Genomic DNA, 13332 nt, shown 5'->3' on the forward strand with positions numbered 1-13332 from the left:
GGATTGCGATCCATTTTACGACAAACGATCTGCCTTCGGATCACTGGCTCTCGTCCAAGGCCCTGCGGCGGCGCGCCTTCTTCGGTCTGGCCTTGACCCAATCTGGAAATCTATCTTAGGTTGCAACGTGTCGCGCGATCCCGAAATAAAATCCGGACCTCCACGTCCCGCGCAAGACCGGCGCGCCGCCGACCCAGGGCGGCGACGCGGGTCGATCATCTTGGCTGGCGCCGTCGGCGCCTTCATCTGGCTGACGATCGCCGGCGCGGCCTGGCTGGCGGCGCGGGCCCTCGGTTGATCAGTCGCCGTTCCACCACGTCAGGCTGACGGGGAACCGGCGATCGCCCACCTGAACGGCCCCGCTCATAACCGGCGTCTGGTCGCCCAGATTGCGTCTGGCGGTCGCCAGGGCGCCCTGGTCGATCCGCAGATCCAGACGCACCGCCTCTCCGCGCGCAGCGGTTCCCGTCATCCGCAGCCTATCGTCCTTGATCTCATAGGCCTGCAGCGACACCGGCGGCGAGCCGTCCGAGCCGGCGAGGGTCAGGATCAAAGGCGCGCCCGCCCGCGATCCCCGCTCCCACGCTTCAAAAGCCGCGATCTGGCCGACGAACAGCCCGGCCAACTCCCCCCGTGCAGCCCCGCCCCCAACCGGCCGATACTGGCCCGAGACGTCGCCGCTCAGATGGTGGCGGAAGGCCGCCTCAACCGGCGCCCGCTCTGCGGTCTCCGTCCCCCGACGCACTCCGCCCTCCCGGCCTTCGCACGCCGCCAGGGCTGCAATACAGAGAAGAATCCCGCCCAGGCGCCGCATCAGCGATCCAACGACCGGTCCAGAGCCCGGAATCCGGCGATGGCCAGTTCGGTCGAGGCGGCGAAGACCTCCGGCTTGATCCGCTCGAAGTCGTCGCTGGGGCGATGATAGTCGGGGTGATAATCGACCCCCATATAGAGGAAGGGAACCCCGGCCTCATGGAAGGGGGCGTGATCGGAGGCGTCCACCCAATTGTCCTCTCCCTCGTCCTGCGGCGTGTCCTTGCCGAAGGCGAGGCGGACCGGCCCTACCGGGGCGATCGGCTCCAGGATCGGGCGTAGACTCGGATTCTGATAGGTTCCCGTGACCCATAGCCGCCCATCGGTCTCGGCCCGCGCCGTCATGTCGAAGTTCAGGTTCAGGGCGACGGCGGACAGGGGCATGGGCGGGGCCTTGACGAACTCTTTCGCCCCCAGAAGCCCGCGCTCTTCCCCGTCGAAGAAGACGAGCAGAACGCTGTGCTCCGGCGCCTCGGCCTTCAGCCGCTTGGCCAGCTCCAGGGCGGTCGCGACGCCGGAGGCGTTGTCGTCGGCGCCGTTGTAGATTCGACCGCCGTGGACGCCGACGTGATCATAGTGGGCCGACACGACGATATAGCGGTCGCTGACCCGGCGGCCGGGGATCAGCCCCAGAATATTGACGCCGCGATAGGTCGTCGGCCCGTTGGGCGAGTCGCCCATGGCTTCGAACGGCTGCAGCCGCCCGAACGGCGCCGGCGCCACGTCCAGGGCCTCCAGCCGCGACACGAGATAGGCCCTGGCCCGCTCTCCGCCAGTCGAGCCGGTGTCGCGCCCCTCCATCTCGTCCGACGACAGGATCCGCACGTCCGCCAACAGCTGATCATAGACGGAGGCGAGCGGGGCGACCGGCTGGCCGGCCGGCGTCGCGGTCGGCGTGACACAGCCGGCCGCCCCAAGCGCGAGGCCCGCCGTCATGAGGGCGCTGACGAAAGAACGGACGGTCGGCATGGGCGGCTCCACGGGGTCGATACGGCAACTTAGCGCGGCGCTGCGGCGCCGTCAGCCGCGTTGACGGGATGAACCTGACGCTGCGCATGCTTTGAAACAGATGATAGGGAGTTCGACATGTCCAGCGCGATTCCCGCCTTTCCGCCCGTCGAAGACCTGACCGCCGAGACGGCGGCTGAGGAGTTGGCCTGGCTGGCCGCCGAAATGGCTCGCCACGACGCCCTCTATAATGAAGCGACGCCCGAGATTTCCGACGCGGACTACGACGCCCTGCGCGCCCGGAATCTGGCGGTCGAGGCCGCCTTTCCCGATCTGGTCCGCCCCGACTCCCCGTCGAACAAGGTCGGCGCCGTCGCCTCCAGCCAGTTCGCCGAGGTGCGCCACGGCGTCCCCATGCTGTCGCTGGACAACGCCTTCGACGAGGGGGAGGTGCGCGACTTCGTCGCCCGCATCGCCCGCTTCCTGAAACTGCCGGCCGACGAACCCATCGCCTTCGTCGCCGAGCCCAAGATCGACGGCCTGTCCGCCAACCTCCTCTATGTGGACGGCCGCCTGACCCTCGGCGCCACGCGCGGCGACGGGCGCACCGGCGAGGACGTCACCGCCAATCTGAACACCATCGCCGATGTGCGACAGACCCTGGCGGGCGACGACTGGCCCCACCGGATCGAGATCCGGGGCGAGGTTTACGCCCCCAATGACGCCTTCGCCGCCTTCAACGCCGCCGCAGAGGCCGAAGGCCGCCGCACCTACGCCAACCCCCGCAATTTCGCTGCGGGTTCCCTGCGCCAGAAGGACGCCCGGATCACGGGCAAAAGGCCGCTGAACTTCTTCGCCTACGCCTGGGGCGAACATTCCAGCGATTTCGCCGAGACCCAGTGGGAGGCCCTGCAAAAGCTCAAGGCCTGGGGCTTTCCCGTCAACGCCCGCTCGCGCCGGGTCGAGGGCGCCGAGGGCCTGATCGAAGTCTATCGCGAGCTGGAACGCGACCGCGCGACCCTGGGCTATGACATCGACGGCGTCGTCTACAAGGTCGACCGTATCGACTGGCAGCGCCGCCTGGGCTTCGTCGCCCGCAGCCCCCGCTGGGCCATCGCTCACAAGTTCCCCGCCCAACAGGCGACCACGGTGCTGGAGGGCATCGACATCCAGGTCGGCCGCACCGGCTCCCTGACCCCCGTGGCCCGGCTCCACCCCGTCACCGTCGGCGGGGTCGTCGTCAGGAACGCCACCCTGCACAATGAAGACGAGATCGAACGGCTGGACGTCCGCATCGGCGACACCGTGCGCCTGCAACGGGCCGGCGACGTCATTCCTCAGATTCTGGGCGTGGTCCCCGAGTTACGTCCCGCCGACGCCGTCCCCTACGTCTTCCCCGACAAATGCCCGGTCTGCGGCTCGGAGGCGGTGCGCGAGGGCGACGAGGTCAAGCGTCGCTGCACCGGCGGCCTGATCTGCGACGCCCAGATCGTCGAACGGCTGAAGCATTTCGTCAGCCGCCGCGCCTTCGACATCGAGGGCCTGGGCGAGAAGCAGCTGGTCGCTTTCCACGCGCGCGGCTGGATCAAGGAGCCGGCCGACATCTTCCGCCTGGCACGCGACGAGGCGCGGCTGAAGGAGTTGGAGCGCGAAGACGGCTATGGCGAGACCAGCATCCGCAACCTGATCGCCGGCATCGACGCCCGGCGCGTCATTGCGCTGGACCGGTTCCTGTTCGGCCTGGGCATCCGCGACATCGGCGAACAGACCTCCATCGTCCTGGCCCGCGCCTTCGAGAGCTGGTCCGCGCTGAAGGCCGCCTGCCTCCTGGCCGCCTCGGGCGTCCCGTCCGACGCCTGGACCACGCTCGCCTCCGCCCACGCCATATCGCCGCGCGTCCTGACCCTGATGGCCGAGGCGACGCCCCCCGCCGTCGATCCCTGGCCCGAGGCGACGATGGACATGAAGATCAGCCAGGCCTTCCCCGGCATGGCCGCTCCCGCCCGCCGGTCCCTGGCGACGATGACGGACGACTGGTCCGGCCTGGTCGAACTGGCCCGGGTGGCGCGCGAGGAAGGCCCGTCGGAAATCCTGAACCAGATCGCCGGCGTCACCGGCGTCGGCCCCGTCGCCGCCCTAGCCCTGGCCCACTTCTTCCACGAGCCGCACAATCTGAAGGTCGTCGCCGCGCTCGAGGCCGAACTGACCCAGATTCTCGACGCCGAACGGCCCAAGTCCGACACCCCGGTCGCCGGCAAGACCGTCGTCTTCACCGGCGCCCTGGAACGCTTCACCCGCGACGAAGCCAAGGCCCGCGCCGAAAGCCTGGGCGCCAAGGTCTCGGGCTCGGTCTCCAAGAAGACCGACTATCTCGTAGCCGGCCCCGGCGCCGGTTCCAAACTGAAAGACGCCGAAAAGCACGGGGTTCAGGTGCTGACCGAGGATGAGTGGCTGGCTCTGATCGGCGGATAGGTGCGGGCTTAGCCGGTCGGCGCGCGAACGCCGCTGCTCCAGCCGTCGAAAGCTTCCCTAAGGTCCGGTTTTTGTTGGCGATAAGGTGATCGGCAGAGCCTTGTTTTGATCCAAAACCGGGATCACCTTGCGCTCAACGGGCGGCGTCGCCGACCCGAACAGAGGAAACGACGATGAAGACCAAGATCATGCTGGCCGCCGCCGCCCTGGCGACCGCCCTCGCCTCCCCCGCCCTGGCCGGCGATCCGACCGGCCTGTGGCAGACACCGACCAACGGCGGCCAGGTGCGGATCAGCCGCTGTGGCCAGGCCCTGTGCGGAACCCTGGTGACCTCGAACCACATCCGCGCCGACCCCAATGTTCGCGACGAGCACAATCGTGACGCCAGCCTGCGGGGCCGGACCCTGCGCAATCTGCCCATGCTTTCGGGCTTTACCGGCGGCCCCACGGAATGGCGCAACGGCTCGGTCTATAATCCGGCTGACGGCCGCACCTATCGCGGCACCATCACCATGAACGGGGACAACAGCCTGAACCTGCGTGGCTGTGTCGTCGCTCCCCTGTGCAAGACCCAGACCTGGACCCGCATCCAGTAATCCTCTTCGGCGCAGAACAGCAAAGGCCCGGCCGGATCGCTCCGGCCGGGCCTTTTCATAGCGTTCAGAGCCAGAACCTCAGCGGTTCAGGGCCGCCCGCGCCGCCTCGGCGTAGCGATGGCCCACCGCCGCTCCCTTGGGGAAGACGGCGTCGATTCGCGCCAGATCCTGGGGCGTCAGCGCCAGGTCCACGGCGGCGACGTTCTGCTCCAGGGTCGCGACGCGGCGGGTGCCGGGAATGGGGATCAGATCGTCCCCCTGAGCCAGGACCCAGGCCAGGGCCAGTTGGGCGGCCGTGACGCCCCTGTCGGCCGCGATCGCCTTCACCGCCTCGACCAGATCCAGGTTCTTCTGGAAATTCTCGCCCATGAAGCGCGGATTGGTGCGGCGGAAGTCGTCGGGGGCCAGATCGTCCACCGACCTGATCTCGCCGGACAAGAAGCCCCGGCCCAGCGGGCTGTAGGGCACGAAACCGATCCCCAGCTCGCGCGTGACGGCGAACAGCTCGTCTTCGGGCTCGCGGCTCCACAACGAATACTCCGTCTGAAGCGCCGTGATCGGATGGGTGGCGTGGGCCTTGCGCAGGGTCTCAGGCGACGCCTCTGACAGCCCCAGGAAACGGACCTTGCCCTCGGTCACCAGCTCCGCCATCGCTCCGACCGTCTCTTCGATCGGCGTGTCGGGATCGACCCGGTGGAGATAGTAGAGATCGACGTGATCGACGCCCAGCCGCTGGAGACTGCCCTCAATGGCCCGGCGGACGTTGGCGGGGCTGCCGTCCACCATCAGCTTCGACCGGTCCGCGTTGTAATTGATGCCGAACTTGGTGGCGATAAAGGCTTGGTTGCGCCGATCCTTCAGCGCCTTGCCGAGGAGGATCTCGTTCGTATGGGGCCCATACATCTCGGCCGTATCAAACAGGGTCACGCCCAGGTCCAGGGCCCGGTGGATGACGGCGGTGGACTGGGCCTCGTCGGCGCCGCCGTAGAAGGCGCTCATGCCCATACAGCCCAGGCCGATGGCCGAGACTTCGGGTCCGCTTGGACCCAGTTTGCGCGTCTTCATCTGCGCTCTCCTGTCGATGTGGGGGATCGGCCCAAAAACGGAAAATGGAGGCCGACGATCAGGAGATGGGAGCTACAGGCCGGGGCATCAAGCCCGCCCGGCCTCTGCGATGGTACCGCCTCTCAGGCTTGAACTGAGGACCTCCGGTTCCACAAACCGGCGCTCTAACCAACTGAGCTAAGGCGGCCCGCGCATCGCGAGGCGCGTTCTCTACCGGTCCTGCGACAGGGGATCAAGCGGCTTGATGCGATTTCGTGGCGACGCGGGACAAAAGAAAACGCCCCGGAGATGGCTCTCCGGGGCGTCTGGTTCTGGCTGGCCAGCTTACTGAAGGCGGAAGCGAACCGTGAAGCGCGCTTGGCCGCCTTGGGCAACCCCGTCAACTGTGCCCGGCGAAAATCTCGCCGACCGCATTGAAGACAGGGCTTCACGACCGAAGCCCGCGCCAGCAGGCGTTTCGGAAACGATGCTGCAGTTCGTGGCCGACCCGTTGGCTTGAACCGAGCACAGCAACACGACCGTGCCTTCCTCAATCCCACGCTCTTGGGCTCGGGCGGGGAATTCAGGACGAGGCTGCCGCGACCAGCTGACACTGGTGATCGTCGAAGGCCGAACCGGCGCCGGCGGAGCCGGAGGCGGCGGCGGGCCGGGAACGACGACGGGCGGACCGGTGTACTCGACCCGATCTTCCTTCTTCGTCGGCGTGATGTTCACCGGCGGAGGCGGAACGATGTTCGGGACGGGCGCAGGCACGCGAACCTGAAGCTTCGGCGGCGGAGGCGTGTCCGTCGGCGGAGGCGGCGGAGGCGGAGGCGGCGGAGGCGGCGGGACCGGCTCGACCAACTCGACCTCGACGGACTCGTCGACGTAGTTGAACTCCTTGAGCTTAAACTTCGACTGCTGAAGGAAGAAGATCAGCAGGGCGAACAGGAGGGTGACGATCAGCAGGCACACGATCAGCACGGGGTAGGAAACCCCCATGAAGCCCTTGGCCTTGGGTACGTCGTAACGACTGCGATGATAAGTGACGTCTGTCATACTATCTCCGCCATCTAGCTCGTCGCCTGGTCTTCGCCGACCAGTGCAACGCTGTAGAAGCCGTTATCCTGCAAGGCGTTCATGACCTGCATGAAGTCGCCGTAGCGGGTGTTTTGGTCAGCCCGAATGAAAATCCGCTCATCGGCCGGGTTCCGGGAGCCGATCTGTTTGGTCAGATCTTCTCCCAGCGTCCCGATGCTGGTCTGGAAGTCGCCCACAAAGACGTCGCCGTCGTTCTGGATCGAAATATAGACCGGCTTGGGCGGGTTCGGGGCCGCCTTGGCGACGGCGATCGGCAACTCTACCGGCACCGACACGGATGCGAGCGGAGCCGCAACCATGAAGATGATGAGCAGGACGAGCATGATATCAACGAAAGGCGTGACGTTGATATCGCTGTTGGCCTCGACCTGGCTGCCGCCGCCGCCTGATTTAATCTTGGCGGCCATCCGTCTTACGCCCCCTTGTCGAGTTGACGCGAGATGCCGTTCAGCAGCTCAGCGGCGAAACCGTCGGCGCGGGTGCCGTAGGCGGCGATGCGGGTGTTGAAGTAGTTATAGAAGACCACGGCCGGGATAGCGGCGAACAGGCCGATACCGGTGGCCAGCAGGGCCTCGGCGATACCCGGAGCAACGACGGCCAGGTTGGTCGTATTGGATTCCGCGATGCCGATGAAGGAGTTCATGATGCCGTAAACGGTACCGAACAGACCGACGAACGGACCGGTCGAACCGACCGAGGCCAGGAACTGCTGACCGCCCGACAGGCGCTTGGCCAGGCCCGACTGAACGGCAGCGACGGCGGCGGTGGCGCGGCCCATGGCGTTGTCCAGGTGGTCGCCGGTGACCGAAAGGCCAGCTTGACGCGACATTTCGATTTCGTCGGTGGCGGCGGCGGCCATGTCGGCCAGCGGGTTGCCGTCATATTCTTCCTGGGTGGCGACGGCGCGCATGTCCGCGATGGTGCGGGCGCCGCGGAAGTTTTCCAGGAAGTTGTCGGTCTTGCGGTTCAGGGCGCCGAACTCGAACAGCTTGATGAGCAGCAGGGTCCACGACAGGATCGAGGCCAGCAGCAGGCCGATCATCACGACCTTAACGATGATCGTGGCTTCCATGAACATGGAGATCGGGGTGATGCCGCCCGAATGACCGCCGCCGACGGATTCGCCGACGGTTGAGGGGTTGGCCGCATCGGCGGCCGGAGCCATGGCCGTCGGGGCTTCGGCGGGCGCGGCGGCCGGGGTCGGCTCGGCCGGGGCCTGGGCCAGAACCGGCGAGCTCGCCATCAGGACGGCCGCGCCGGCCGCGGCGAGAAGGATGTTCGTCTTTTTGCTGTTCAGCATAGTTCGCCAGTTCCTGCTTGGTCTGACTCGTGGAACCAAAGGTGCGGCCGTGTCAAAGGGCCGCCCCCCAACCTGAAATGTTTCCTTCAGAGGCCATGTCCCTGCGGGATCGCCGGCCGCTGAATTCTTGGATGGAGACATATGCGGTCGCCCGTACTGCCTCCGATGTTCGAACCGCGGGAGAACACGCCTCCTAGAATCCGTTTGACGCCTTAATGGGAGGGCGTCCCAACCCCTTTGACGAACCCTTACCGGAGCGTCAAGGGACAACAGCCGGATTTCGCCCTTGGGGAGAAGGTTCATGAGAATCTCGCCCTTTTGTCGCGCCCAGAATGGCGCAGCACGACATTTTTGTGATGCTAATCTGTAGATTAGGGGAAGCTTGTTCGAAAACGCGCCTCCGCGCAGTTTTTAACTCTTTCAGCAGCCTTCCGTAGGTCATCCGCCCCACGAGTCGCCGATTGCACGCGATGATCGCACGCATGAAGGCGCTTGCCGGGAAAAGATATGAAGTCTGGGAGCCCCAAAGGGAAAATGGTGCCTGGAGGCGGATTCGAACCACCGACACGCGGATTTTCAATCCGCTGCTCTACCAACTGAGCTATCCAGGCGCCGACGCGGCGTCGCGAGAGGCGGGTCTATAGGCGACACTTTTCGCACTGTCCAGCGCCGTTTCAGTCCTTTTCGTCATCCTCCTTCAGCCCCTCTTCCAAGGGAACCGGAATGACGTAAGCCCCACTGAACCAGCGTTGCAGATCCACCTCTGAACAGCGGCGCGAGCAGAAGGGCCGATATTTGGGATCGGCCTCGGCCTTTCGGCAAATGGGACAGGCGCTCATGGTTCAGCCTTCTTCTATATGGCCCCGGCCGGGCGGCAGTGCGTCGTCGGACCGCAGGCCGGCCCTCGGCCCCAGCCGGGCGATCAGGGGCGCGGCCAAGGCGGCTTCCTCGGGCGCGCAGCGGACGCTCAGCCTCGGCGTCGTCGTTTCGCTCAGCAGCCGCCGACGCAGCGCCCGAACCAGGGCCAGGGCGCGCGTGGCGACCGACGGTCCGCCGCCGTCGAACAGTCGTTCCTCGACCGGCGTCATGCGCCAGGGCAGCGACATCTGCAGCAGGCCGAACCGGCTGATCGGGCCGAAGACAGCCTGCGGTTCATGGGAAAAGGCGGCGCGGGCGATGCGGGCTTGAGCCTCCGCGTCCTGCCCGTCCCCAACCAGGTCGATGACCACCAGCCCGCCCCACTGTCTGAGACCGATCAGCCGCGCGGCCTGATGGAGCCCCTCTCGGTTGGCGGCCGCCCGCCCCTGCCGCGCGTCTCGACCGGGACTGGGCGCATAGTCGATGTCGACGGCCACCAGGGCGCGCGTCCTTTCCAAGGCGAGATCGACGCCATGGGCCGCGCTGCCCCATCGGGCGGCTAAGGCCTCTTCCTCCGCTTCCACAGCGGCGTCGATGGCGGCGACGCCCTCGATCAAGTGACTATTCGGAGCCAGGGCCTGGAGACGTTCCGCCACGCCGGGCGCGGCTTGCAGCAGACGCGGCGCGCCCTCCCCCGGCCCCAGACGACGCACGACCGGCCCCTTGCCGGCGCGGGGTTCGGCGATCACCACCACCTCCAACCGCTCGCCCTGATCGACGCGATCCTTCCGATTCAGCGGCAGGAAGGCCGGCGGGCCGGCGCCCAGGTCCATGAAGGCGCCGCGAAGGCCTGGAATGACGTCGGTCACACGGCCTACGGCCCGCGCGCCCAAACGGCACTGAGCGACGTCGTCGTCGCGATGGATGATCAGATGGGTGTAGCGGCCGTTCCGGGACGCCACGCCGCGGATTTCGCCAGGCGTGTCGTCGAGGAAGACCTCGACCGCGCCGCTCATGCGCGCCAGCCGACGCCGTGCAACAGTTGGACGGCTTCGTACAGGGGCAGCCCCATGACCGAGGGATGGCTGCCGACGATCCGCTGAACGAAGGCGCCGGCCGGGCCCTGGATGCCGTAGCCGCCGGCCTTGCCGCGCCAGTCGCCCGTCGCGACATAGGTCGCGATCTCATGATCGGACAGCGGTTTGAAGGTGACGCGGGTCTCATTGACCCGCACGGCCGTCCTGCCGTCGCGCACCACCGCCACCCCTGTGAAGACGCGATGGTTGCGCCCGGACAGCAGTTTGAGGAAACGTGCGGCCTCGGCCTCGTCCGCCGCCTTTTCAAGAAACCGACGACCGACCGCGACCACCGTGTCGGCGGCCAGAACGACGGCCTGGGGGCGACGCGAAGCGACCACCTGGGCCTTGGAGGTCGCCAGCCGCTCGGCCAGACGCGGCGGCGTCTCCCCCTTCAGCGGGGTTTCGTCGATATCGGCAGGGTCGATGTGATCCGGCTTGATTCCCACCTGCGCCAGCAATTCGATGCGGCGTGGGCTGGACGAGGCCAGCACAAGCTCCAGACGCCCTTCCGACACGAAAACGACGCCGCTCCTTATTTGAAGCGGTAGGTGATGCGACCCTTTGTCAGGTCGTAGGGGGTCATTTCCACCAGAACCTTGTCGCCCGCCAGCACGCGGATACGATTCTTGCGCATCTTGCCGGCGGTGTGGGCGATGATCTCGTGGTCGTTCTCGAGCGTCACGCGGAAGGTGGCGTTCGGCAGCAGTTCGCTGACGGTGCCGGGAAACTCAAGCAGTTCTTCCTTAGCCATGCGGCCTCTCGCGCCCGGTTGATATGCGTTCAGCCCCACGCCGGGCGGGCGCGAGGGGCGGAATGGAGGGGCCTAATGCCTCAAAACGGCAAGATAGTCGAGGTCAGCCGCGACGGTAGAGGGCGCACAGCAGGGTGAAGAGCCGCCGCGCCGTCTCCTGATCGACTGCGATCTTGCCTTCCAGGCGGTTCATCAGCTGTTCCGCCCCTTCGTTATGCAGTCCCCTTCGACCCATATCGACAGATTCGATCTGGCTGGGCGAGGAGCCGCGCAGGGCTTCATAATAGCTGTCGCAGATCAGTAGATAGTCTTTGATGACGCCCTTCAGCGGCGTCAGGCTGATGGCGTAGGTGCGGGCGAAGGCCTCGCCCGTGACGTCGAACACCAGACGATTGTCCTGAAGCGACAGCTTCAGCCGGTAGGACCCGCCCTCTGCGCCGACGGGTTCGAAACTGTTTCGTTCGACCAGATCGAAGATGGCGACGCGCCGCTCGTGCTCGATCTCGGCCGTCGCCGCCGGCAGGGTGGCGGCGTCCAGCTCGACGGACGCCAGCTTGTGGGGGCCGCTCATACCGTCTTCCCTTCTTCCAGCCCTGCGTCGTCCAAATGTGTCGGCGCCATTCGGGCCGGCCAGCGCTCGGATATGTCAGTGACGACGGCGTCCAGGCATTCGACGTCGATTCTCAGATCACCGCCCCCGGCGAACATCAGTATGACCCGACCGCTCGGCGCCTCGGTCGGGATGAAGTCGAGCGCCAGCAGTTCCAGCGTGGCGTCCGGATTGCGCGGCAACCGCCGGCTCTTTACCCCCATGACATCGCCGAACTGCATGGCGGACATGACGCGGGTTCCGCCGCATTCCCAACAGAAGCGGCTGAAGGCGATGGTCAGGGTGCGCGCGCCCTTTTCCCAGACGATGTCGATCGGCCGGAGTATGGCGTCCTGAAGGGCGGCCGAGATGATCTGCAGATCGTCGGCGTCCTCGGCCAGCAGACGCAGCGGTTCGACCGCCGTCTTGGCTTCGGACAGGGCGCCGTCGATCTCCGCTGTCATCACTCCATCCCTTCGCTGTGACCCTTGATCCGCCGAATCTCCGCGCCGCAGGCGCCGAGCTTTTGTTCCAAACGCTCGAACCCGCGATCCAGATGATAAACGCGACCGACGGTCGTTTCGCCTTCGGCGACCAGGCCGGCGATGATCAGGCACATCGAGGCGCGCAGATCGGTGGCCATGACCTGGGCGCCGTGCAGCGCCTCGACGCCGTGCACCCGGGCCTCGCCCGCATGGACGGAGATGTCGGCGCCCAGCCGCGCCAGTTCCGGCACATGCATGAAGCGGTTCTCGAAGATCGTCTCCCGCACCGTGCTGACGCCCTCAGCCGTGGTCATCAGAGCCATGAACTGGGCTTGCAGATCGGTGGCGAAGCCCGGATAGATCGCCGTCTCGACATCGACCGCCTTCAGCCGGACCTTGGGGTCGCGCTTGATCAGGACGCCGTCGTCCGTCGGCGACACCTCGACTCCGGCCTCGATCATCTTGTCGGTCAGGGCGCCGATCAGATCAGCCCTGGCCTTGGTCAACCGGACTTCGCCCCCGGCCATGGCGGCGGCGACGGCGTAGGAGCCCATCTCGATACGGTCGGGAATCACCGACCAGGTCGTCCCGGTCAGGGACGAGACGCCGGTGATGGTCAGGACGTCGGTGTCGATCCCCTCGATCTTGGCGCCCATGGCGGTCAGACAGCGCGCCAGATCGCCGATCTCGGGTTCACGCGCGGCGCGGCGCAGCACCGTCGTGCCCTGGGCCAGAACGGCGGCCAGCAGGGCGTGTTCGGTCGCCCCGACGGAGACGAACGGAAACTCGATCTCGGCGCCCTTCAGGCCGGACGGCGCCTTGGCGGTCACATAGCCTTCCTCCAGCTCGATCTCAGCGCCCAGGGTCGTGAGCGCCTGAAGATGCAGATCAACCGGCCGGGCGCCGATGGTGCAGCCGCCGGGTAGGGACACCTTGGCCTCGCCGGTGCGGGCCAAGAGCGGCCCCAGCACATTGAAGGAGGCCCGCATCTGGCGGACCAGGTCATAGGGAGCGAAGGTCGAGGTCAGGGTCTGGGCGTGGAACAGGCTTTCCTGCCCATCGGCGCCGTCGCGCTCGGTCACCTCAATGCCGAACTGGCGCAGCAACTGACCCAAGAAGCGGGTGTCGGCCAGCCTCGGCATATTGGTCAGCAGCAGGGGTTGATCCGTCAGGATCGAGGCGGCCATCAGCTTGATGGCGGAATTCTTGGCGCCGCTGACGGGGATCTCCCCGAAGAGCTGAGCGCCGCCCTGAATGGCGATACTGTCCATGACGTCCTTGAAGCGCGCCCGAAGG

The 13332-nt window shown here is 66.6% G+C and carries 15 protein-coding genes and 2 tRNA genes; 2 read left to right on the forward strand and 15 right to left on the reverse strand.

From position 1 onward, the window contains the following. Positions 1–298: 298 nt before the first annotated feature. Together AC1RKE_RS01115 and AC1RKE_RS01120 are read right to left on the reverse strand one after the other, a co-directional pair. Positions 299–814, reverse strand: coding sequence for a hypothetical protein (locus AC1RKE_RS01115; RefSeq protein ID WP_395942129.1), 516 nt, complete (start codon positions 812–814; stop codon positions 299–301). Then, on the reverse strand, positions 814–1782 hold the full coding sequence (locus AC1RKE_RS01120) for a M20/M25/M40 family metallo-hydrolase (RefSeq protein WP_183217084.1): 969 nt from the start codon (positions 1780–1782) through the stop codon (positions 814–816). The genes AC1RKE_RS01115 and AC1RKE_RS01120 overlap by 1 nt, the downstream gene beginning before the upstream one ends. A gap of 117 nt (positions 1783–1899) precedes the next feature. On the opposite strand from AC1RKE_RS01120, the gene ligA reads away from it, so the two are divergent. Together ligA and AC1RKE_RS01130 are read left to right on the forward strand one after the other, a co-directional pair. Then, positions 1900–4233, forward strand: a complete 2334-nt coding sequence (ligA, locus tag AC1RKE_RS01125) for an NAD-dependent DNA ligase LigA (RefSeq protein WP_395942130.1) — start codon at positions 1900–1902, stop codon at positions 4231–4233. Positions 4234–4406: 173 nt separating this feature from the next. After that, the gene (locus tag AC1RKE_RS01130) at positions 4407–4829 is read left to right on the forward strand and encodes a DUF2147 domain-containing protein (RefSeq protein WP_054766053.1); all 423 of its coding nucleotides are present in this window, start codon (positions 4407–4409) and stop codon (positions 4827–4829) included. 78 nt (positions 4830–4907) lie between these two features. Here the strand turns inward: AC1RKE_RS01130 and AC1RKE_RS01135 are convergent, their stop codons facing one another. The 13 genes from AC1RKE_RS01135 to murA form a co-directional block, all read right to left on the reverse strand. Continuing rightward, positions 4908–5894, reverse strand: a complete 987-nt coding sequence (locus tag AC1RKE_RS01135) for an aldo/keto reductase (RefSeq protein WP_054766054.1) — start codon at positions 5892–5894, stop codon at positions 4908–4910. 110 nt (positions 5895–6004) lie between these two features. After that, positions 6005–6081, reverse strand: a tRNA-His gene (locus tag AC1RKE_RS01140). A 137-nt stretch (positions 6082–6218) separates the two neighbouring features. After that, a complete protein-coding gene (locus AC1RKE_RS01145) occupies positions 6219–6932 on the reverse strand; it encodes an energy transducer TonB (RefSeq protein ID WP_054766055.1) in 714 nt (237 codons plus the stop codon). 14 nt (positions 6933–6946) lie between these two features. After that, on the reverse strand, positions 6947–7381 hold the full coding sequence (locus AC1RKE_RS01150) for a biopolymer transporter ExbD (RefSeq protein ID WP_054766056.1): 435 nt from the start codon (positions 7379–7381) through the stop codon (positions 6947–6949). A gap of 5 nt (positions 7382–7386) precedes the next feature. After that, positions 7387–8274 (reverse strand): tonB-system energizer ExbB, encoded by an 888-nt coding sequence (gene exbB / locus AC1RKE_RS01155; protein ID WP_054766057.1) that lies wholly within the window; start codon positions 8272–8274, stop codon positions 7387–7389. A 535-nt stretch (positions 8275–8809) separates the two neighbouring features. Continuing rightward, positions 8810–8885 (reverse strand) — tRNA-Phe (locus AC1RKE_RS01160). Between the two features lie 63 nt (positions 8886–8948). Then, a complete protein-coding gene (locus tag AC1RKE_RS01165) occupies positions 8949–9113 on the reverse strand; it encodes a DNA gyrase inhibitor YacG (RefSeq protein ID WP_082382714.1) in 165 nt (54 codons plus the stop codon). Between the two features lie 3 nt (positions 9114–9116). Continuing rightward, on the reverse strand, positions 9117–10148 hold the full coding sequence (locus AC1RKE_RS01170) for a ribonuclease E/G (protein ID WP_183217080.1): 1032 nt from the start codon (positions 10146–10148) through the stop codon (positions 9117–9119). Continuing rightward, on the reverse strand, positions 10145–10726 hold the full coding sequence (locus tag AC1RKE_RS01175; protein WP_054766059.1) for a Maf family protein: 582 nt from the start codon (positions 10724–10726) through the stop codon (positions 10145–10147). Before AC1RKE_RS01175 ends, AC1RKE_RS01170 begins: the two co-directional genes overlap by 4 nt. A gap of 17 nt (positions 10727–10743) precedes the next feature. Continuing rightward, a complete protein-coding gene (gene infA / locus AC1RKE_RS01180; RefSeq protein WP_008261544.1) occupies positions 10744–10962 on the reverse strand; it encodes a translation initiation factor IF-1 in 219 nt (72 codons plus the stop codon). A 103-nt stretch (positions 10963–11065) separates the two neighbouring features. After that, positions 11066–11533 (reverse strand): UPF0262 family protein, encoded by a 468-nt coding sequence (locus tag AC1RKE_RS01185; RefSeq protein ID WP_287396506.1) that lies wholly within the window; start codon positions 11531–11533, stop codon positions 11066–11068. Next, positions 11530–12015 carry a DUF2948 family protein gene (locus AC1RKE_RS01190; RefSeq protein ID WP_348683852.1) on the reverse strand — a complete coding sequence of 162 codons (486 nt, stop codon included), beginning with the start codon at positions 12013–12015 and terminating at the stop codon, positions 11530–11532. Before AC1RKE_RS01190 ends, AC1RKE_RS01185 begins: the two co-directional genes overlap by 4 nt. Beyond that, entirely contained in the window at positions 12015–13307 is a 1293-nt protein-coding gene (gene murA / locus AC1RKE_RS01195) for a UDP-N-acetylglucosamine 1-carboxyvinyltransferase (protein WP_287396509.1), read from the reverse strand. Before murA ends, AC1RKE_RS01190 begins: the two co-directional genes overlap by 1 nt. Positions 13308–13332: the final 25 nt, after the last annotated feature.

The sequence above is a fragment of the Brevundimonas sp. GW822-FHT03E11 genome (genome assembly GCF_058801445.1).

What these genes read in the sequence shown, in the direction of transcription:
- AC1RKE_RS01115 (WP_395942129.1), bottom strand. Translation starts at nt 814, where the DNA reads ATGCGGCGCCTGGGCGGGATTCTTCTCTGTATTGCAGCCCTGGCGGCG.
- AC1RKE_RS01120 (WP_183217084.1), bottom strand. Translation starts at nt 1,782, where the DNA reads ATGCCGACCGTCCGTTCTTTCGTCAGCGCCCTCATGACGGCGGGCCTC.
- ligA (WP_395942130.1), top strand. Translation starts at nt 1,900, where the DNA reads ATGTCCAGCGCGATTCCCGCCTTTCCGCCCGTCGAAGACCTGACCGCC.
- AC1RKE_RS01130 (WP_054766053.1), top strand. Translation starts at nt 4,407, where the DNA reads ATGAAGACCAAGATCATGCTGGCCGCCGCCGCCCTGGCGACCGCCCTC.
- AC1RKE_RS01135 (WP_054766054.1), bottom strand. Translation starts at nt 5,894, where the DNA reads ATGAAGACGCGCAAACTGGGTCCAAGCGGACCCGAAGTCTCGGCCATC.
- AC1RKE_RS01145 (WP_054766055.1), bottom strand. Translation starts at nt 6,932, where the DNA reads ATGACAGACGTCACTTATCATCGCAGTCGTTACGACGTACCCAAGGCC.
- AC1RKE_RS01150 (WP_054766056.1), bottom strand. Translation starts at nt 7,381, where the DNA reads ATGGCCGCCAAGATTAAATCAGGCGGCGGCGGCAGCCAGGTCGAGGCC.
- exbB (WP_054766057.1), bottom strand. Translation starts at nt 8,274, where the DNA reads ATGCTGAACAGCAAAAAGACGAACATCCTTCTCGCCGCGGCCGGCGCG.
- AC1RKE_RS01165 (WP_082382714.1), bottom strand. Translation starts at nt 9,113, where the DNA reads ATGAGCGCCTGTCCCATTTGCCGAAAGGCCGAGGCCGATCCCAAATAT.
- AC1RKE_RS01170 (WP_183217080.1), bottom strand. Translation starts at nt 10,148, where the DNA reads ATGAGCGGCGCGGTCGAGGTCTTCCTCGACGACACGCCTGGCGAAATC.
- infA (WP_008261544.1), bottom strand. Translation starts at nt 10,962, where the DNA reads ATGGCTAAGGAAGAACTGCTTGAGTTTCCCGGCACCGTCAGCGAACTG.
- AC1RKE_RS01185 (WP_287396506.1), bottom strand. Translation starts at nt 11,533, where the DNA reads ATGAGCGGCCCCCACAAGCTGGCGTCCGTCGAGCTGGACGCCGCCACC.
- AC1RKE_RS01190 (WP_348683852.1), bottom strand. Translation starts at nt 12,015, where the DNA reads ATGACAGCGGAGATCGACGGCGCCCTGTCCGAAGCCAAGACGGCGGTC.
- murA (WP_287396509.1), bottom strand. Translation starts at nt 13,307, where the DNA reads ATGGACAGTATCGCCATTCAGGGCGGCGCTCAGCTCTTCGGGGAGATC.